Source organism: Microbacterium wangyouchuni, assembly GCF_054072595.1.
Map to the genome: position 1 here is coordinate 309,968 of NZ_JBSVRM010000001.1, position 18,104 is coordinate 328,071.

The following is an 18,104-nucleotide window of genomic DNA, read 5'->3' on the forward strand; positions in this document are numbered from 1 at the left end:
CCCCTGTGCTTAGTCGGCCGGTCGATAGAGTCTCGTCTCATGTGCCTACGACGGGCTGTCTGGTCACGTCGTAGACGAGAGACCAGGAGTAGTGGATGACGCGTATCGGTATCGTGCAGGAACAGGTCGGCGAGACGAGGGTTGCCGCAACCCCACAGACAGTGAAGTCGCTACGCGCGCTCGGATATGACATCGCGATCGAGCGGGGTGCGGGCGCGGCGTCCGCTTATCCGGACACCGCCTATGCGGAAGCCGGCGCACAGGTCGTGGGCGCCGATGAGGCGTGGTCGTCACCGATCCTGCTCAAGGTGAACGCCCCGACGGATGCTGAGATCACGCGGATCGCGGACCGGGCAACGCTGATAGCGCAGCTCAGCCCGAACCTGCGGCCCGAACTGCGCGAGGCACTCGCCACCCGCGGCATCACGGCGCTCGCGCTGGATGCCGTCCCGCGCATCTCGCGCGCGCAGTCGATGGACGTGCTCAGCTCCATGTCGAACATCTCCGGCTATCGCGCGGTCATCGAGGCGGCGAACGAGTTCGGGCGATTCTTCACCGGGCAGGTGACCGCGGCGGGCAAGGTTCCCCCGGCGAAGGTGCTCGTCGCCGGCGCCGGCGTTGCAGGGCTCGCGGCGATCGGCGCAGCATCCAGTCTCGGCGCGATTGTGCGCGCCACCGATCCGCGCCCGGAAGTCGCTGATCAGGTGCGCTCGATCGGTGGTGAGTACCTCGAGGTCATCGTTCCTGATGAGCAGAAGGAGGTTTCCTCCGACGGGTATGCCAAGGCGACCAGCGAGGCCTACGACCGCCGCGCCGCCGAGCTGTACTCGGAGCAGGCGGCCGATGTCGACATCATCATCACGACGGCGCTGATCCCGGGGCGCGCGGCTCCGGTCTTGATCACCGCGGCAGATGTGGCGTCCATGAAGCCGGGCAGCGTGATCGTCGACATGGCGGCCGCGCTGGGCGGCAACGTTGAGGGAACCCGTGCCGGTGAGCGGTTCGTCACGGACAACGGCGTGATCATCCTCGGATACACCGACCTCGCCGGACGCCTTCCCACGCAGGCCTCACAGCTGTACGGAACGAACCTGGTCAATCTGCTGAAGCTGCTGACCCCCGGCAAAGACGGGCAGCTCGTGCTCGATTTCGACGACATCGTGCAGCGTTCCGTCACCGTCGTCAGAGACGGCACGGAGACCTGGCCACCGCCGCCAGTGCAGGTGTCGGCAGCGCCGAAGGCTGCGGCTGTCGCCGAAGCGGCGGTGGTTGCGCCGAAGCGCACCCTCGGTGTTCGCGGCAAGGCCGCGCTCATCGCGGTCGGCATCGCGGCCGTGTTCCTCGTGAACGCGGTTGCCCCGGCGCCACTGCCGCAGCACTTCACCGTACTGATGCTGTCGATCGTCGTCGGCTTCTACGTCATCGGCAAGGTTTCACACGCCCTGCACACACCCTTGATGAGCGTCACGAACGCCATCTCGGGCATCATCGTCGTGGGCGCGGTCGTGCAGATCACGAGCCCGAACCTGCTGGTGCAGATCCTGTCGGCGGTCGCTGTGCTCGTGGCATCCATCAATATATTCGGCGGGTTCGCCGTGACCAGAAGAATGCTGAAGATGTTCTCCAAGGGGCCAGACGCTGCAGCCGCTGACAAGGGGGCCCGCCGATGAGCGCCATCGAACTCGCCGCATCCGCCGCTGGCGCGGCGTATATCGTCGCCGCTCTGCTGTTCATCATGAGTCTCGCGGGACTCAGCCGCCACGAGTCGTCGCGTGCCGGCGTCACGTATGGAATGGTCGGCATGGCCATCGCACTTGTCGCCACGATCTGGGTCACCTTCCAGGGTGCGTGGGGTCAGCCGCAGGCGGTGGTCGGGCTCGTGCTACTTCTGATCGCGATGCTCGTCGGCGCCGTCGTCGGACTGTGGCGCGCTCGCCGCGTCGAGATGACCGGAATGCCCGAGCTCATCGCGCTGCTGCACAGCTTCGTCGGCCTGGCAGCGGTTCTTGTCGGCTGGAATGGGCACCTGCACAACCCCGGGCTCACCGGCGCACTCGCCGACATCCACCACGCCGAAGTGTTCATCGGCATCTTCATCGGTGGTGTGACGTTCACCGGTTCGATCGTTGCATTCTTGAAACTGTCCGGACGGACGTCGTCGAAACCGCTGATGCTGCCGGGCAAGAATGTGCTCAACCTCGGCGCGATCGTCGTGTTCATCGCGCTCACCGTCTGGTACGTGATCACGCCCGTCCTCTGGCTGCTGGTGCTCGTCACTGTGCTCGCGCTCGCGCTCGGCTGGCATCTGGTCGCTTCGATCGGCGGCGGGGACATGCCCGTGGTCGTCTCGATGCTCAACAGCTACTCCGGTTGGGCCGCTGCCGCTGCCGGCTTCCTGCTGAACAACGACCTGCTCATCGTCACCGGTGCACTGGTCGGCTCTTCCGGTGCCTACCTGTCGTACATCATGTGCAAGGCGATGAACCGCTCCTTCATCTCGGTGATCGCCGGAGGATTCGGCATCGCCGCGCCCCAAAGCGACGACGTCGACCACGGAGAACACCGCGAGATCGACGCCGAATCCGTCGCCGACATGCTTGGCGGCGCATCAACCGTGGTGATCACGCCCGGTTACGGCATGGCCGTTGCGCAGGCGCAGTATCCGGTTGCGGAGCTCACCCAGAAGTTGCGCGATCGTGGGGTGGATGTGCGCTTCGGCATCCATCCGGTCGCCGGTCGCCTCCCGGGTCACATGAATGTTCTACTGGCCGAAGCCAAGGTGCCGTATGACATCGTGCTCGAGATGGACGAGGTCAACGACGATTTGGCAGCGACCGCGGTCGTCCTCGTGATCGGCGCGAACGACACGGTCAACCCCGCCGCGACCGAAGACCCGTCGAGCCCCATCGCCGGCATGCCGGTGCTGCGGGTGTGGGAAGCGGAGAACGTCATCGTGTTCAAACGGTCGATGGCCGCAGGCTACGCCGGTGTGCAGAATCCGCTGTTCTTCCGTGAAAATACGCAGATGCTCTTCGGCGATGCGAAGGATCGGGTCGACGACATCCTCCGCGCGCTCTGACCACGGGGAGCTGAGCTCCAGCTCCGCAACCTAGCGTGCACAACTCCTGAAGAACCGCCGCTTCCGCTCCTATCCGGGCCGGATGCGGCGGTTCGGCCGTGATTCTTCAGGAGTTGTGAGCGCCGGAGGGTGGAGCGGATACCGCTATTCTCGGCCGTATGAGACTCACCACTCGCTTTGTGCGCATCTTCCAGTGGATCGCTCCGGTACTGCTTCCTGGGTTTGTACTCTTCGGGCGAGGCCTGCTCGGTGCGCCACTGGGGTGGATGGCAGCCATCGGGCTGTTCGTCGCGCCCGTGGTCATCATCGCGATGTACGCGTCAGCGATCGTCTTCGTCTTCGACCGAGACGCTGCGGTAGCGAAGACGAGCCGGTTAGCTTATGACATCCCCAGTTATGTTCTCTGGATCGCCTTGATCGCGATGGGCTTCACCCTCCAGGATGGCGGGGACACCGGGGACTACGGTTCAGTGCTGTCGGAGTGGGGAGTGCTGAGCGACGACGCCACGGTGGCGGCATTCACCGTCGCTGCCGCGATCGCCGCCGTGTCGTGGGTCGGTACACTCGTCGCGGCGATCGTATGCGTCGTGCATTCGCGCGTCGGGATAAAGGTCAGCGCCCGGTGAACTCCGGCTTGCGCTTCTGCTGGAACGCGGCGAACCCCTCGCGGTAGTCCGCGGTGGCGCGCAGCGACACCTGGTTCGCGTTCTCCTCGGCGACGGCATCCCACAGGGCCATGCGCTCGTCACGCAACCGGCCGATAAGTCGTTTGCTGGCCAGGAACGCGCGAGTCGCACCAGTGGCGGCACCGGATGCTGCCAGCACGGTGGCGGAGATGACATCGGCAGCGGGTAGCACCTGTGAAAACAGCCCCGCCTCGACGGCTTCCGTGCCGCTCATGAGCCGCCCGGTGTAGATGAGATCGAGGGTCTTGTGCGCGCCGAGGCGTTCATAGAACAGGGCATGCCCGCCGGAATCCAACGTCGCACCGAGGGCGGCGAACGGAGAGCCGATCTTCGCTGAGTCGGCGACGTACACGACATCCGTGGCGATCAGCAACCCGAGCCCGACGCCGAGGCACGCACCGTGCGCCGCGGCGAACGTCGGGGCCGGGAACTGAGACATCCGCTTGAGTAACGGGGTCACCAGGCCATCGAGGTATCCGGACACATCGTCTGTCGCGGGGTCGACGCCGGCGATGTCCCGACCCGCGCAGAACCCTGCACCCTCGCCGCGCAGCACGAGCGCGCGCACACCTGCGGCTTCGGCCTCTGCATACGCTGCAGAAAGCTCGACGAGGGCGCCCTCATCGAGCGCATTGCGCTTCTCCGGCGCATTGAGCATGACGTGAGCGACGTCGTCGGTGATGGTCAGATCGATCATGATGCACTCCTTCGGCTTCATTCACGCGTCGTAGTCCACGACGACGTGCTCGGTGATCGGATGCGACTGGCAGGTCAGCACGTATCCGCGCTCGATCTCGTCGGGCTCGAGCGCGAAGTTCTGCGTCATCCGCACTTCGCCTTCGATCAGACGCGCGCGACAAGTGCCGCAGACCCCACCAGCGCAGGCGAACGGCACGTCCCTTCGCACGCGGAGTGCAGCATCCAGAATTGCCTCGTTCGCCGGTGCCGGGCTCTCGACGGTTGATGAAAGCCCGTCGAGGGTGAACTCGATACGCCGCATCTCATCACCGGCGCCGATGGCGACCGGGCGTCCGCGGTCGACGCGCGGACCGTCAGCATCGCTGGTGAAGAGTTCGAAACGGATGCTCTCAGCCGGCACGCCGCGACGCTCGAGCGTCTCCCGGCAGAGCGTGACGAGGTCGAACGGACCGCACAGAAACCACTCGGTCACCGTGTCCGGCGGCAGCAGTGAGTCGAGGATCGTGTTCAGCCGCTCAGCGTCGATCCGGCCGGACAGTACGGGCGCGGTGCGCTGCTCGCGTGAGAGCACATGGTGCAGCGCGAGCCGGCCCGGGTAACGGTCCTTCAGATCCGCGAGCTCATCGAGGAACATCACATCCTGGGTGGCGCGATTCGTGTAGAGGAGACTGAACCGCGCTGTCGGAGAGGATGCCAGAACGTGAGCGGCGAGCGCCATCATCGGGGTGACGCCTGATCCGGCAGCGATCCCGGCCAGATGCGCGTGGTCGAGATCGGGGAGCTGTGAGGTGAATGTCCCTTCCGGGCTCATCACGTCGATGCGATCGCCTGGCCTGAGGTTCTCGTACGCCCAGACGGAGAACAGTCCGCCCAGGTCGCGCTTTATGCCGACGCTGATGGTTGCGGGTTCTGACGGCGTCGACGGGATGGGCGCTCGGCAGATCGAGTAGCTGCGGCGCACCTCGCGGCCGTCAACGTGCGCCCGCAGCGCCACGTACTGGCCTGGGAGGTAGTCGTAGTCGCCCTGGAGTTCCGGTGGCACGGTGAAGGTGACTTCGATGCTCTCGTCCGTCAGTGGGCGCACACCGCTGATCTCGAGTTGATGGAAGCGCCCGCGGCGGCGCACGGCGGTATTCACAGCACCTTGAAGTGGTCGAAGGGCTCGAGGCACGCGCGGCACTCGTAGAGGGCCTTGCACGAGGTCGATCCGAAATGAGAGACCTCCCGGGTATCGAGTGATCTGCAGCGCGGACACTTCACCGCGAGGCGGAGCCGGATGGTGCTCGGCGGTCCTGACCGCGCGGTCTCCGCCCGCCCGGACGGTGGGGCAATGCCGTAGTCGCGCAGCTTCTGCTTGCCGGCATCCGTCATCCAATCCGTCGTCCATGCCGGTGACAGCGTGGTGCGCACCTCGACGTCGGTGAAGCCGGCAGCGGTGAGCGCGAGGATGACATCGTCGCGCATGGCATCGATGGCGGGGCATCCGCTGTATGTCGGGGTGAGCGTGACGGTGACGCGCTCGCCGCCGGATTCGGGATCGAGCTCGACGGCGCGCAGCACGCCGAGGTCTTCGATCGTGAGCACGGGGATCTCCGGGTCGGTCACGGATGCCGTGACCCGCCAGGCCTCATCGTGGCGCGTCACCATGATGCCCCCGGATGTTGCCTTGCCAGCACCTGCATCTCGGCGAGCAGGTTCCCCATCTCAGAGAAATGGCGTCCGTGGCGCCCGCCCCCCGCAGAAGCCTTCGCCTCGGGGATGTCGAGCTCCGCCTCGTCGAAAACGCTTCTGATGGTCTCGTCGAAGCCCGCGCGCAGCAGCGAGGGCCGCGCGGCGATGCCCTCGAGCTCGTCGATCAGCGGTTCGTCCCGGAACAGCTCATCAATATAGGGCCAGACATCGTGCAGTGCGCGCACCATCCGGCGGCGCGACTCATCGGTGCCGCCGGCGAGGCGCAGCGTCCACTGCACGGCATGGTCGCGGTGATAGTCGACCTCCTTCAGCGACTTCTCGGCGATGGCAGCGAGCGTCGGATCTGCGGAGGAGCGCAGTTGCGAATACAGCTCGAACAGATAGACGGATGCGGCGAGCTGCCGCGCGATCGTCTGAGCGAAGTCGCCGTTTGGCTGCTCGAACAACCAGGCGCTGCGAAACTCCGGCTCATCACGGAAGTAGGCCAGATCGTCTTCGCTCCGACCGTCGGCGGTGCCGGCGTAGTGCAGGAGTGAGCGGGCGTGGCCGAGCAGATCGAGGCCGATGTTCCCGAGGGCGACGTCTTCTTCGAGCTCGGGCGCATGAGCGATCCATGCGCCGAGCTGCTGGGTGAGGATCAGAGCGTCATCGCCCAGCCACAGCGCGTACTCGGCGACGGCCGTTGAGGCGACGGCGTTCTCGGCCCCGGTCAGCTCGGCGGCGAGATCGAGCTCGTCCACGGTGACCGAGCCGTGCGAGGAGTGCGGTGTCGGGACGGAGGCGGGTGCCGGTGAGGAGGCGGGTGCCGGTGGGGAGGCGGGTGCCGGTGAGGAGGCGGGTGCCGGTGCGGAGGTGTCGCGTTGTGTCGCTTCGCCCGCGCCTGTGCGGCCACTTGCGCCACCTGCCGCCGGATGGCTAGACGCCGCGGGTGGGGAGGTGTCGCGTTGTGCCGGTTCGCCTTCGCTCGCGCGGCCGTTTGCGGCACCTGGCGCTGGGCGGGTGTCTGGCGCTGGGCGGGTACCTGGCGCTGGGCGGGTACCTGGCGCTGGGCGGGTGCCTGGCGCTGGGCGGGCGCCTCCCGACGGGGCGTCCGGCACCGGATTGACGCTGCTCACAGGTGCGGCACCCCCTCGGAGGCGGTGTAATACACCGCATGGCGGTAGTTCTTGCCGGCGGGGCTCTCGAAGAACGACCCCTTGGCGTCGGGGTCGCTCGTGGTGATGGCATCTGATGGCACGACCCAGATCGATGTGCCCTCACCGCGGCGCGTGTACAGGTCGCGGGCGTTGCGGATGGCGAGTTCGGCATCCGGCGCGTGCAACGACCCGGCATGTACGTGGCTCATGCCGCGGTTCGCGCGGACGAACACCTCCCACAGCGGCCAGAGCTCTGCGGTTTCGGTTCCTGGTGTCGTCATCATGCGGCTGCCTCCGTGTGACGCTCGGCCTGCTTGCGGGCATACGCCGAAGCGGCCTCCCGCACCCACGCGCCCTCCTCATGCGCTTCGCGTCGAGCGCGCAGTCGCTCGGCGTTCATCGGACCGTTCCCACCGAGCACCTCGAAGAACTCGGCCCAGTCGATCTCGCCGCCGACGTACTGCTGCGCCTCCTCGTCGAAGCGCAGTTCCGGATCTGGAAGCGTGATGCCGAGGATCTCGGCCTGGGGGACCAGCATCCCGATGAAGCGCTGGCGCAGTTCGTCATTCGAAAAGCGCTTGATGTTCCACGCCATCGACTGCGCAGAGTTGGGAGAGTCCCCATCGGGAGGTCCGAACATCATCAGGCTCGGCCAGTACCAGCGGTCGACAGCATCCTGCGCCATCCTCTGCTGCGCCGGGGAGCCCTTCATTAGGGTCAGCAGAATCTCGAAACCCTGTCGCTGGTGGAACGATTCCTCCTTGCAGATGCGGATCATCGCTCGACCGTATGGTCCGTAGGATGCCCGGCATAGCGGCACCTGGTTGCAGATCGCCGCGCCGTCGACGAGCCAGCCGATCGCCCCCATGTCTGCCCAGGTGGGGGTCGGGTAGTTGAATATCGAGGAGTACTTGGCGCGGCCGGTGATGAGCTGGTCGGTCATCTCCTCGCGCGTGATTCCGAGGGTCTGCGCCGCCGAGTAGAGGTATAGGCCGTGCCCCGCCTCGTCCTGCACCTTCGCCATCAGGATCGCCTTGCGCTTCAGGCTCGGCGCGCGGGTGATCCAGTTTCCCTCGGGCTGCATGCCGATGATCTCGGAGTGCGCGTGCTGCGAGATCTGGCGGATGAGCGAGCGCCGGTAGGCCTCCGGCATCCAATCACGCGGCTCGATGCGAGAGTCGGCGGCGATGATCTCATCGAAGCGGCGCTGCTCTGCGGTGATCTCAGCGGCGACCTCCCCTGCGACCTCAGACGTGGTCATCATGACTCCTTCGTCTTCTTTACTGACCGATCGTTTAGTTATTATCGCATGATGGATGCTGGAGCGCAAAGGGTGCCGGCGATGTCCGATGCCTCGGGCAGAGTGGGAGTATGACACCCGACGCCGCATCCACCGCTACGCATGAGGCTGCGCTCGCCGCGCTGCGTGAACTGGTCGGGCGCGACGACGCCGTGTTCCATGACGGGCAGTTCGAGGCGATCGAGGCGCTGGTGAGTGGCCGCCGTCGAGCGTTGGTCGTGCAGCGCACCGGATGGGGAAAATCCGCCGTGTACTTTGTGGCGACGCTGCTGCTGCGCCAGCAGGGGGCGGGGCCCACCGTGCTCGTCTCGCCGCTTCTGGCGCTGATGCGTGATCAAATCAACGCGGCAGAGCGCGCCGGCGTCCGCGCTGTGGCGATCAACTCGACCAATGCGCACGAGTGGACGGATGTGCTCGCGCAACTCGACCGCGATGAGGTCGACGTTCTGCTGGTGTCGCCGGAACGGCTCAACAACCCCGCGTTCCGTGAACAGCAGCTGCCGGCGCTGGTGCGCCGCATCGGAATGCTCGTCGTCGACGAGGCGCACTGCATCAGCGACTGGGGGCATGACTTCCGTCCTGATTACCGGCGACTGCGCGATCTCATCGCCCAGATGCCCGCGCAGGTGCCGGTGCTGGCCACGACCGCGACGGCGAACAGTCGAGTCGTCGCCGATGTCGAGGAGCAGCTCGGCGCCGGTCCGACCGGCGGGGGCGAAGTGCTCACCATCCGCGGGCCGCTCGCACGAGCGTCGCTGCGGCTGGGAGTGCTGCGATTGCCGGATGCCGCGAGCCGGCTGGCGTGGCTGCTCAGCCATCTTGATGACCTGCCCGGGTCCGGCATCATCTACACGCTGACCGTTGCCGCCGCCGTCGATACGGCCCGGCTTCTGCGTGAGCGCGGTCACGAGGTGCGCGCCTATACCGGTCAGACCGACTCGGATGAACGCGCAGAGTCCGAGGGCATGCTGAAGCGCAACGAGGTGAAGGCGCTGGTCGCGACCAGTGCGCTCGGGATGGGATTCGACAAGCCCGACCTGGGATTCGTGCTGCACCTCGGCGCCCCCTCGTCGCCGGTGGCGTATTACCAGCAGGTTGGCCGTGCCGGGCGTGCGAGTGACAGCGCCGATGTGCTGCTGCTGCCCGGGGTGGAAGATCGCGACATCTGGCACTATTTCGCCACCGCGTCCATGCCGGATCAGGAGCGCGCCGAACGCGTGATCGCCGCGCTCGGCGATGCGCCGGTGTCGACCCCGGCGCTGGAGGCGATGGTTGACATCCGCCGCACCCCGCTCGAGCTGCTTTTGAAGGTTCTTGATGTCGACGGCGCTGTGCGCCGTGTGCAGGGCGGGTGGATATCCACCGGCCAGAGCTGGGTCTACGACCGCGAGCGCTATGAGCGGATCGCCGGCGAGCGCTTGGCCGAGCAGCGCAGCATGATCGAGTACGAGCAGACGGACGGATGCCGGATGGAGTTCCTCCAGCGCTCGCTCGATGACGAAACCGCTGTGCCGTGCGGACGCTGCGACAACTGCGCGGGTGCCTGGTTTCCGACCGAGATCGGCACGACCGCCACAGCCGCCGCGTCCGAGTCCCTGGACCGCGTCGGCGTCGTCATCGAGCCGCGGCGCATGTGGCCGACCGGGGCTGATCGGCTGGGTGTCCCGGCAAAGGGGCGCATCGCCCCCGGAGACCAGGCTGGCGAAGGGCGCGCGCTCGCCCGCCTCACCGACCTCGGTTGGGGTGGGAGCCTGCGTACGCTGTTCGCGGCCGGGGTGCCCGATGCGCCGATCTCATCGGAGCTGCTCGGCGCCTGCGTGCGGGTTCTCGCGGGTTGGGGCTGGTCCGAACGTCCGGTCGCCGTTATCGCGATGCCGTCGCGTTCGCATCCGCTGCTTGTCGATTCCCTGGCACGCGGGATCGCCGAGATCGGCAAGCTGCCATACATCGGTGCGCTGACACTCGTCGATGGTGGGCCCACAGGGCAGCCCGGAGGCAACAGTGCCTTCCGGCTCGCGGGCCTCTGGGACCGCTTCAGTGCTGAGGGGATCGAGATCCCGGCAGGTCCGGTGTTGCTCGTCGATGATCAGGTCGACAGCAGGTGGACGCTCACGGTCGCGGCTCGCGTGCTGCGGCAGACAGGGGTGACCAGCGTGCTGCCGTTCGCTCTCGCGCTGCGTGGCTGAAGAAGAAGTACGTGCTCAGGCCGACGCCTTCTCCACCAGCGTCAGCACGTCGTACGTCGCGGCGATTTCGTCGTTCTGATTCAGGATGACAGCATCCCAGCGCACCTCGCCGTACTCATCCGTCTCGCGCGGGGTGATCTGCTTCGCGGTGAGCGTGACCCGGATGCTGTCGCCCGGCGAGACCGGGGTCACGAAGCGCAGGTTCTCCAAGCCGTAGTTCGCGAGCACCGGCCCCGGCTCCGGGTCGACGAACAGGCCGGCGGCCCAGGATACCAGCAGGTACCCGTGTGCGACGCGTCCCGGAAAGAAGGGGTTGGCGGCCGCTGATTCCTCATCCATGTGCGCGTAGAACGTGTCACCCGTGAAGTGCGCGAACGTCTCGATGTCGTCGAGGGTCACCTCACGAGAGACCGAGGCGATCTGATCCCCGATGCGCAGGTGCGTGAGTGGCTTGCGGAAGGGGTGGATGCCGTCATCGTTCGCGGCAGCACCCGTATGCCACACGCCGGTGATCGCGGTGAGCATATCGGGGGAGCCCTGGATGGCTGTCCGCTGCATGTGGTGCAGCACTGCGCGGATGCCGCCGAGCTCTTCGCCGCCGCCGGCACGGCCGGGACCGCCGTGCACGAGGCCGGGCAAAGGGGATCCGTGTCCGGTGGAGGAGCGCGCATCGTCGCGGTCGAGGAACAGCACCCGGCCGTTCGAAGCCGCGATCGCGCTCATGATCCCGGCTGCGAAGTCGGCGTCGTGCGTTGCGACGCTGGTCACGAGCGATCCGCCGCCGCGGACGACGATGTCGGATGCCTCGGCGAGAGTGTCATACGTGATCAGTGAGGACACCGGACCGAATGCTTCGATGCTGTGCACGGCCTCCGCGTGCGCATCGTCGAAGCGCAGCAGTGTGGGCGCGACGAATGCCCCGTGCGCGTGCTCCGAACCGTCGACCGCACGGTCAGCCGCACTATCGGGCGCTCCCGGATCCTCCGGACCGATCACGATTCGCCCGCCGCCGGCGACCAGCGCCTGCACCTGCCGCACGACCTCATCACGCTGCGCGAGCGAGACGAGCGGACCCATCGTCACGCCCTCGGTGCGCGGGTCGCCGATGACGATCTTGTCTTCGATGCGCGCGCGGACGGCATCGATCACGGCATCCGCGTGAGCTGCGGGCACAACCGCTCGCCGGATCGCCGTGCACTTCTGACCGGCTTTCGACGTCATCTCGGTGACGAGCTGACGAATGTACGCGTCGAACTCCGGTGTACCGGGGGTCGCATCGGGGCCGAGCGCGGAGGCATTGATCGAGTCCGTCTCGGCGGTGAACCGCACGCCGCCGGTCTGCACAGCCGGATGCCGGCGCAGCAGCGCCGCCGTCGACGCACTGCCGGTGAATCCGACGATGTCGCCCAGTCGTAGGTGGTCGAAAAGCGTCGGTACGCTGCCGCTGACCAGCTGCAGCGATCCCTCCGGCAGGAGGTCGGACTCGACGAGGATCCGCACGAAAGCCTCGGTCAGATATCCGGTGGGGGTTGCTGGCTTCACGAGCGTCGGCATTCCGGCGAGAAAGGCGGGTGCGAACTTCTCCAGCGGTCCCCAGACCGGAAAGTTGAATGCGTTGATCTGCACGGCGACTCCCGGCAGACGCGTATAGATGTGACGCCCCAGAAAGGAGCCGTCCTTCGACAGGGGTTCGACGGGACCGTCGACGTACACCTGCGCGTTCGGCAGCTCACGGCGGCCCTTGCCCGAGTATGCGAACAGCACGCCGATGCCGCCGTCGATATCGACCCACGAGTCGGCCTTCGTCGCGCCCGTGCGGGCAGACAGGGCGTAGAGCTCCTCTTTGCGTTCGGTCAGGGCCAGGGCGAACTTCTTCAGCAGCACCGCTCGCTGGTGGAAGGTCAGTGCGCCCAGGCTCGCCTGTCCGGTGGTGCGCGCGTAGTCCAGGGCGCCCGCCAGATCCAGACCCGCGGTGCTGACGTGCGCGATCTCGTCTCCGGTCGAGGCATCCCGCACCGTCGTCATCTCGGTCATCGCAACAGAGGTGGTATCCACCGGCGCAGCGGGGGTCCACCACGAACCCTGCACGTAGCTGGGCAGCACATCAGTCATCAGTCGTCCCATCTGTAGAAGCCTTCGCCGCTTTTGCGGCCGAGTTTGCCGTCCGCGATCAGCTGGCGCAGCAGGTCCGGTGGCGCGAAGCGCTCGCCGAGGGCGGCCTGCAGCTCTTCTGCAATGGCGAGGCGCACGTCGAGTCCGACGACGTCGGTCGTGCGCAGTGGCCCGAGCGGATGCCGGTACCCGCGCTCCATGGCTGTGTCGATGTCTTCGGCTGTGGCGACGCCGTCCTCCAGCATCCGAATCGCTTCGAGCGCGAGCACAAGGCCGAGCCGGCTGGACGCGAAGCCGGGAGAATCGCGGACCGTGATCGGCGTCTTGCCGAGCGCCTCGACCCACCCGCGCGCGTCTGCGATGACGACGGGGTCGGTGGCCGTGCCGGTCACGATCTCGACGAGCGCGGATGCAGGCACCGGGTTGAAGAAGTGCAGCCCGAGGAACCTGTTCGGACGCGCCAAGCCGGCAGCCAGGGCATCGATAGAGATGGACGACGTGTTCGATGCGAGCGCGGCATCCGCGCTGAGCACCCGCTCGATTCGATGAAGCGCCTCAGCCTTGAGTGCGCGGTCTTCTGGAACCGCCTCGATCACGAGATCGCAGTCGCTGAATGCCGAGATATCGACGCCCACCTCCAGGGCACCGGCGAAGTCGTCGATGCTTCCTGTGGCTCCGCGCTGGATGGAGCGGGATAGGTTGTCGCGGATGCGGCCGGCCGCGGCATCCGCTGTTTCCTCGTCACGCTCCACGACTGTCACCGAGGTTCCGGTGATCACGAACGCGTGCGCGATCCCGCTGCCCATGCGCCCGCCGCCCAGCACGCCCACCCTCATCGGTGGCCGCGTTTCTCGAGAAACTCAGTCATGCGACGCATCTTCTCCGAGCTCTCGAACAGCTCGGCCTGCAGTTCGCCGTCGATCTGCGGGTGGGCATCGCGCGGTGCGCGCAGCGCTGTCTTCGTGTGCCGTATGGCAAGCGGGTCGCTCTGCGTGATGCGGTCAGCGATTTCATGTGCGGCCCCGAGGAGTTCCTCGGGCGGATGGATGCTGGACACCAGGCCCGCCGAGAGCGCCTCATCCGCCCCGAGCAGTCGGCCGGTGAGCAACATTTCGCTGGCCAGACCATCGCCCACGATCTCGCGCAGGCGCCAGGTTGCGCCGGCAGCGGCGATGATGCCGAGGCTCGGTTCCGGGTTGCCGATCTTCAGCGTCGGCGTTGCAATGCGGATGTCTGCGGCATAGGCGAGTTCGGCACCGCCACCGAGCGCGAAGCCTTCCAGCGCGGCGATCGCCGGCATCGGCAGCTCGCGAATCCGGATGAACGCGGTCGCATTGATGCCGCGGCGGGCATCTGCCGCGCGGCGGGCGCGCAACTGACTGATGTCGGCACCGGCGGCGAAGACACCCGCAGCGCCGGTGAGGATAAGCACGCGCGGCGTGTGCTCAAGGTCTGTGCAGAGCGCGTGCAGAGCGTCGATCATCTCGCGGTCGATGGCGTTGCGCTTGTCCGGGCGGTTCAATCGGGCGATGACGCGGTCGGATTGGGAATCGATGATGAGGGGTGTCTCGCTCATCATCACGCTCCTGACTGCCTCGTCGCCTCGGTCGGGCACAGATTCCTGACCATTCGTTCAGTATTTGATTATTGCAGGGGAGCAGTGGCTCGGCAATGGTGCGAGACTGGAGCGCGTGTCAGAATCTGAAAAGTCGAATGCGGCCGAGAGCGCGCGACGAGGGCGCCCCGGTTACGACCAGCGCCAGGTGCTCGACATCGCCGTGCAGGTCTTCATCGAGCAGGGGTACGACGCCACATCGGTGGCGACGCTGGCCACGAGGCTCGGGTTGACGAAGTCCGCGCTGTACCACCACTTCGACTCCAAAGAGGCGCTGCTGGAGGTCGCGCTCGAAGAGGCGATCGGCTCGTTGGAGGGCGTTCTTCGCGAGCCTGGAGCGCAGGCCGGTTCCGCGCGCGAGCGGCTGGAGTATGTGCTGCGCGGTGCGGTGCGGGTGCTCGTCGACAAGATCGCATTCGTCACGCTTCTGCTGCGAGTGCGGGGCAACAGTAATGTCGAGCGGGCAGCGCTGGAGCGTCGGCGAGCGTTCGACCGTCAGGTGACGGTGCTTGTGCGCATGGCTCAGGCCGAGGGCGCGGTCCGAGAAGACGTCGACGCTTCGGTGGCCACGCGCCTGCTGTTCGGCATGGTCAACTCGATCGTCGAGTGGTACCAGCCGGCCGGCGCCGAAGGGGCAGATGGGCTCGCTCGCGACGTGCTGGCCGTGGCTTTGGATGGGCTGCGCAGGGGCTGACCTGCATTCCCGAAGCCGTTTCAGGCGCTCGCGATCACCGTTTCAGCGAGCGAACGGCGCACGCGCGGGGTGGACTCGCGCTGCTGCAGCTTCTCCGACAGCGTCGACGGGTCGCCCAGCGCGCCGAGCGCGATGACCGAGGTGGGGGTGAAGCGATCTTCGACCCCCGGCAGCGCCCGCAGGCTTTCGCGGTCGACGCCACCCATCTGGTGCACGTAGAGGCCATCGGCATGAGCTTGCACCGACAGGTGAGCCACCGCCTGGCCGAGGTCGTACTGTGCCCACGGACGCGGATTTCCCTCGGCATCCGCGTCTTCCGAGAGCGCGACGATCAGCACCTGGGCGGTACCGGCCCACTCCCGGTTGAAGCCCATCAGAGCCTCATCGATCTTCACGTGCAGATCGGTGCCCCGACGCGCGACGATGAAGCGCCACGGCTGCGTGTTGCTCGCGGACGGCGACCAGCGAGCGGCCTCCAGTGCAGCGACGAGCTTGTTCTCATCGATCGGCGTCGCCATCTCGAATGCGCGGGGACTCCAGCGCTGGGCGAGAACATCGAGAACGGGAACAGAGGTCTCGGCGGTGCGATCGAGAAGCGGAGTGCTCATGGTGCCTTTCAGGTCGTATCTGGGCCGCTGACCCCGTCGTCCGCGTTTGGTCCACGATAGAACATCCGGATGCATGCACCGGATTCGCGCATACAGAAAAGGTGTCCTCCGGAATGGAGGACACCTTTCCCGAGGCGCGCTCAGCCGCGCAGGGCCTCGCGGAACTTCACGCGGGCGCCCATCTTCAGCAGGGCGTTCTCGTAGATCTTCGCGCCGAGCATGATCACCAGGGCGCACGCGCCGAGCATGATCGCCATCGACAGCAGCGGCTCCCACCAGGCGGCCTCATTGAAGAACAGCCGGATCGGCATCGCCACGGGAGCGGAGAACGGCACGTAGGAGAGCACCGTCATCACCGTCGGGTTGTCGCCGAAGAAGATCACCAGGAAATACGGGATCATTGTCAGGTACATCACCGGTGTCATCGTCGCGCCGACATCCTCCTGGCGGGAGACCATCGAACCCGCGGCGGCGAACATGGCGGCGAGCAAAATGAAGCCGAAGAAGAAGAACACCGCGAACCAAGCGATCGGCCCTCCGATTCCCTGCAGGACAGCCGTCTGCCCCGACACGATCAACCCGATCGTGCCGACCACGACCAGCATGAGGATCTGCGAGATCGCGAGCAGTGTGTTGCCGATCACCTTGCCGGCCAGCAGTACCCGTGCCGGAATCGCCGAGAGCAGGATCTCGATCACGCGCGTCTGCTTCTCCTCGACCACACTCGTCGCGATGGGGGAGCCGAACGTGATCGCAGCCATCATGAACACCAGCCCGAACGCGATGCCGAGGATGTAGCGTATCGCGCCACCGGCCTCATCCGGATTGAGCAGCTCAACCGACGGCGGCGATGACAGCAGCATCATCAGACTCTGCGGTGCCTGCTTGTCCGCGATGACCAGCAGCCCGGTCGCGGACGAAGCGTCTTCGACGATGGCCGCTTCAGCGTCGCCGGAGCGCACCAGCTCTTCTGCGGCATCCCGGTCGGCGACCTCGGTCACCTCGTAGCCGTCGATGTTTTCCAACGCGGATGCTGCGCTGCTTGTTGCCGCGATCTGCGTCGCGCTCGGGTTCGCGCTGGAGACGCCAGCCCAGATGACCCCAGCCAGCGCGATCAGCAGCAGGATGGCGGTCGAGATGAGATAGGCCTTGCTGCGCAGCTTCGTGCTCAGCTCGCGCTCGGCGACGAGCCAGACGCCCTGACCGGCGCTGAGAGTTCTGGTCGCGGTTCGGGTCGAGGCGTTCACTGGATGACCTCCTTGAAGATCTGAGAGAGCGAGGGATGCTGCGGGGCGAAGCGGGAAACATCGCCGCCGTCGAGAGCACGGCGCAGAACCTGCTGAGCGATGGCGGGGTCCTCAGCGTCGAATACAGCGTTGCCGCCCTCGAAGTCGACGACGGTGATCCCCGTCTCCTCGCGCAGCCAGCCGACGTCACCGGTGCTCTCCAACTCCCAGCGCGGAGCGGAGTGCTCTGCGCGCAACTGCTCGCGAGGACCGGCGGCGCGGATGGTGCCACCGGCGATGATGACGAGGTCATCGCACAGGCGCTCGACGACATCGAGCTGATGGGAGGAGAACAGGACGGAGACGCCGCGTGCCGCGCGCTCCTGAAGCACGCCAGCGACAGTCTCGACCGCGAGCGGGTCCAGACCCGAGAACGGCTCATCGAGGATGAGGACACCGGGGTCGTGCACGAGGGATGCCGCGATCTGCGCTCGCTGCTGGTTCCCGAGCGAGAGCGCCTCGAGGTTGTCGTTCAGTCGTTCGCCGAGTCCGAGTTCTGTGAGGAGGGCGGTCGCCTTCTCGGTGGCATCCGATTTGTTGAAGCCATGCAGTCGCGCGAGGTACACCACCTGCTCGAGCACCTTCATCTTCGGGTACAGGCCGCGTTCTTCGGGCATGTACCCGAACTGGCGGCGTGCCTCGGAGGTGAGGTCCGCTCCGCCGAGGGTGACCGTGCCGCCGTCCGAGGCGAGCAGGCCCAGCACGATTCGCATGGTCGTTGTCTTGCCCGCGCCGTTGCCGCCGACGAAGCCGGTGAGGTGGCCGGGAGCGACCGAGAAGGTGATGTCATCGAGTACCCGGCGGGTGCCGTAGCTCTTTGTGATTCCTGCCAGTTGCAGGCTTCCTGAAGTCATACCTCCAGGCTAGGAGCGCGTGCACGCACCCGGCATCCCCCGCAGGGCGGATATTAAGAGTCCGTCGTCCAGGGGAGGTGTCGCGTTTGGTCGCTTCGCTCGCGTTGAAGCGGCCATCTGCGACACCTGTGACGGGGTGGGACGCGGATGCTTCTGC

18 protein-coding genes are annotated in these 18,104 nt (G+C 66.6%); 6 read left to right on the forward strand and 12 right to left on the reverse strand.

Annotated features, from left to right (window positions below):
* Positions 1-95: 95 nt before the first annotated feature.
* From ACW5CM_RS01525 to ACW5CM_RS01535, 3 genes are all read left to right on the forward strand, one after another.
* The gene (locus ACW5CM_RS01525; RefSeq protein ID WP_439255210.1) at positions 96-1,670 is read left to right on the forward strand and encodes a Re/Si-specific NAD(P)(+) transhydrogenase subunit alpha; all 1,575 of its coding nucleotides are present in this window, start codon (positions 96-98) and stop codon (positions 1,668-1,670) included.
* Positions 1,667-3,079 (forward strand): Re/Si-specific NAD(P)(+) transhydrogenase subunit beta, encoded by a 1,413-nt coding sequence (pntB, locus tag ACW5CM_RS01530; protein WP_457123923.1) that lies wholly within the window; start codon positions 1,667-1,669, stop codon positions 3,077-3,079. The genes ACW5CM_RS01525 and pntB overlap by 4 nt, the downstream gene beginning before the upstream one ends.
* A gap of 158 nt (positions 3,080-3,237) precedes the next feature.
* Entirely contained in the window at positions 3,238-3,705 is a 468-nt protein-coding gene (locus tag ACW5CM_RS01535) for a hypothetical protein (protein WP_457123924.1), read from the forward strand.
* Here ACW5CM_RS01535 and ACW5CM_RS01540 read toward each other — a convergent pair.
* Genes ACW5CM_RS01540 through paaC form a run of 4 tightly spaced genes read right to left on the reverse strand, consistent with a single transcriptional unit; the run spans position 3,692 to position 6,896 of the window.
* Positions 3,692-4,462 (reverse strand): enoyl-CoA hydratase/isomerase family protein, encoded by a 771-nt coding sequence (locus tag ACW5CM_RS01540; RefSeq protein ID WP_457123925.1) that lies wholly within the window; start codon positions 4,460-4,462, stop codon positions 3,692-3,694. The genes ACW5CM_RS01535 and ACW5CM_RS01540 overlap by 14 nt on opposite strands.
* 21 nt (positions 4,463-4,483) lie before the next feature.
* Entirely contained in the window at positions 4,484-5,602 is a 1,119-nt protein-coding gene (gene paaE, locus ACW5CM_RS01545) for a 1,2-phenylacetyl-CoA epoxidase subunit PaaE (protein WP_457123926.1), read from the reverse strand.
* Positions 5,599-6,111 carry a 1,2-phenylacetyl-CoA epoxidase subunit PaaD gene (gene paaD / locus ACW5CM_RS01550; protein WP_457123927.1) on the reverse strand — a complete coding sequence of 171 codons (513 nt, stop codon included), beginning with the start codon at positions 6,109-6,111 and terminating at the stop codon, positions 5,599-5,601. The genes paaE and paaD overlap by 4 nt, the downstream gene beginning before the upstream one ends.
* Positions 6,105-6,896 carry a 1,2-phenylacetyl-CoA epoxidase subunit PaaC gene (paaC, locus tag ACW5CM_RS01555; RefSeq protein WP_457123928.1) on the reverse strand — a complete coding sequence of 264 codons (792 nt, stop codon included), beginning with the start codon at positions 6,894-6,896 and terminating at the stop codon, positions 6,105-6,107. The genes paaD and paaC overlap by 7 nt, the downstream gene beginning before the upstream one ends.
* 206 nt (positions 6,897-7,102) lie before the next feature.
* On the opposite strand from paaC, the gene ACW5CM_RS01560 reads away from it, so the two are divergent.
* A complete protein-coding gene (locus ACW5CM_RS01560) occupies positions 7,103-7,261 on the forward strand; it encodes a hypothetical protein (RefSeq protein WP_457123929.1) in 159 nt (52 codons plus the stop codon).
* A gap of 6 nt (positions 7,262-7,267) precedes the next feature.
* On the opposite strand, the gene paaB is transcribed toward ACW5CM_RS01560, so the two are convergent.
* A complete protein-coding gene (gene paaB, locus ACW5CM_RS01565; RefSeq protein WP_457124107.1) occupies positions 7,268-7,573 on the reverse strand; it encodes a 1,2-phenylacetyl-CoA epoxidase subunit PaaB in 306 nt (101 codons plus the stop codon).
* Positions 7,573-8,556 (reverse strand): 1,2-phenylacetyl-CoA epoxidase subunit PaaA, encoded by a 984-nt coding sequence (gene paaA / locus ACW5CM_RS01570; protein ID WP_457123930.1) that lies wholly within the window; start codon positions 8,554-8,556, stop codon positions 7,573-7,575. The genes paaB and paaA overlap by 1 nt, the downstream gene beginning before the upstream one ends.
* A gap of 107 nt (positions 8,557-8,663) precedes the next feature.
* Here paaA and ACW5CM_RS01575 point away from each other — a divergent pair, with 107 nt between their 5' ends.
* Positions 8,664-10,778 (forward strand): RecQ family ATP-dependent DNA helicase, encoded by a 2,115-nt coding sequence (locus tag ACW5CM_RS01575; protein WP_457123931.1) that lies wholly within the window; start codon positions 8,664-8,666, stop codon positions 10,776-10,778.
* A gap of 15 nt (positions 10,779-10,793) precedes the next feature.
* Here the strand turns inward: ACW5CM_RS01575 and paaZ are convergent, their stop codons facing one another.
* Genes paaZ through ACW5CM_RS01590 form a run of 3 tightly spaced genes read right to left on the reverse strand, consistent with a single transcriptional unit; the run spans position 10,794 to position 14,466 of the window.
* The gene (paaZ, locus tag ACW5CM_RS01580) at positions 10,794-12,890 is read right to left on the reverse strand and encodes a phenylacetic acid degradation bifunctional protein PaaZ (RefSeq protein WP_457124108.1); all 2,097 of its coding nucleotides are present in this window, start codon (positions 12,888-12,890) and stop codon (positions 10,794-10,796) included.
* Complete coding sequence (locus tag ACW5CM_RS01585) at positions 12,890-13,726, reverse strand: 3-hydroxyacyl-CoA dehydrogenase family protein (protein ID WP_457123932.1); 837 nt, start codon at positions 13,724-13,726, stop codon at positions 12,890-12,892. Before ACW5CM_RS01585 ends, paaZ begins: the two co-directional genes overlap by 1 nt.
* Entirely contained in the window at positions 13,723-14,466 is a 744-nt protein-coding gene (locus ACW5CM_RS01590) for an enoyl-CoA hydratase/isomerase family protein (RefSeq protein ID WP_457123933.1), read from the reverse strand. Before ACW5CM_RS01590 ends, ACW5CM_RS01585 begins: the two co-directional genes overlap by 4 nt.
* A gap of 115 nt (positions 14,467-14,581) precedes the next feature.
* On the opposite strand from ACW5CM_RS01590, the gene ACW5CM_RS01595 reads away from it, so the two are divergent.
* Positions 14,582-15,199 (forward strand): TetR/AcrR family transcriptional regulator, encoded by a 618-nt coding sequence (locus tag ACW5CM_RS01595; protein WP_438253949.1) that lies wholly within the window; start codon positions 14,582-14,584, stop codon positions 15,197-15,199.
* 20 nt (positions 15,200-15,219) lie between these two features.
* On the opposite strand, the gene ACW5CM_RS01600 is transcribed toward ACW5CM_RS01595, so the two are convergent.
* The 3 genes from ACW5CM_RS01600 to ACW5CM_RS01610 form a co-directional block, all read right to left on the reverse strand.
* Entirely contained in the window at positions 15,220-15,807 is a 588-nt protein-coding gene (locus tag ACW5CM_RS01600; protein ID WP_439255199.1) for a nitroreductase family protein, read from the reverse strand.
* Between the two features lie 140 nt (positions 15,808-15,947).
* Positions 15,948-17,054, reverse strand: coding sequence for an ABC transporter permease (locus tag ACW5CM_RS01605; protein ID WP_457123934.1), 1,107 nt, complete (start codon positions 17,052-17,054; stop codon positions 15,948-15,950).
* On the reverse strand, positions 17,051-17,947 hold the full coding sequence (locus tag ACW5CM_RS01610; protein WP_457123935.1) for an ABC transporter ATP-binding protein: 897 nt from the start codon (positions 17,945-17,947) through the stop codon (positions 17,051-17,053). Before ACW5CM_RS01610 ends, ACW5CM_RS01605 begins: the two co-directional genes overlap by 4 nt.
* Positions 17,948-18,104: the final 157 nt, after the last annotated feature.

Excerpts from the sequence above, each read along its gene's own strand:
- ACW5CM_RS01525 (WP_439255210.1), top strand. The coding sequence starts at position 96 with ATGACGCGTATCGGTATCGTGCAGGAACAGGTCGGCGAGACGAGGGTT.
- pntB (WP_457123923.1), top strand. The coding sequence starts at position 1,667 with ATGAGCGCCATCGAACTCGCCGCATCCGCCGCTGGCGCGGCGTATATC.
- ACW5CM_RS01535 (WP_457123924.1), top strand. The coding sequence starts at position 3,238 with ATGAGACTCACCACTCGCTTTGTGCGCATCTTCCAGTGGATCGCTCCG.
- ACW5CM_RS01540 (WP_457123925.1), bottom strand. The coding sequence starts at position 4,462 with ATGATCGATCTGACCATCACCGACGACGTCGCTCACGTCATGCTCAAT.
- paaD (WP_457123927.1), bottom strand. The coding sequence starts at position 6,111 with ATGGTGACGCGCCACGATGAGGCCTGGCGGGTCACGGCATCCGTGACC.
- paaB (WP_457124107.1), bottom strand. The coding sequence starts at position 7,573 with ATGACGACACCAGGAACCGAAACCGCAGAGCTCTGGCCGCTGTGGGAG.
- paaA (WP_457123930.1), bottom strand. The coding sequence starts at position 8,556 with ATGATGACCACGTCTGAGGTCGCAGGGGAGGTCGCCGCTGAGATCACC.
- ACW5CM_RS01575 (WP_457123931.1), top strand. The coding sequence starts at position 8,664 with ATGACACCCGACGCCGCATCCACCGCTACGCATGAGGCTGCGCTCGCC.
- paaZ (WP_457124108.1), bottom strand. The coding sequence starts at position 12,890 with ATGACTGATGTGCTGCCCAGCTACGTGCAGGGTTCGTGGTGGACCCCC.
- ACW5CM_RS01585 (WP_457123932.1), bottom strand. The coding sequence starts at position 13,726 with ATGAGGGTGGGCGTGCTGGGCGGCGGGCGCATGGGCAGCGGGATCGCG.
- ACW5CM_RS01590 (WP_457123933.1), bottom strand. The coding sequence starts at position 14,466 with ATGAGCGAGACACCCCTCATCATCGATTCCCAATCCGACCGCGTCATC.
- ACW5CM_RS01600 (WP_439255199.1), bottom strand. The coding sequence starts at position 15,807 with ATGAGCACTCCGCTTCTCGATCGCACCGCCGAGACCTCTGTTCCCGTT.
- ACW5CM_RS01610 (WP_457123935.1), bottom strand. The coding sequence starts at position 17,947 with ATGACTTCAGGAAGCCTGCAACTGGCAGGAATCACAAAGAGCTACGGC.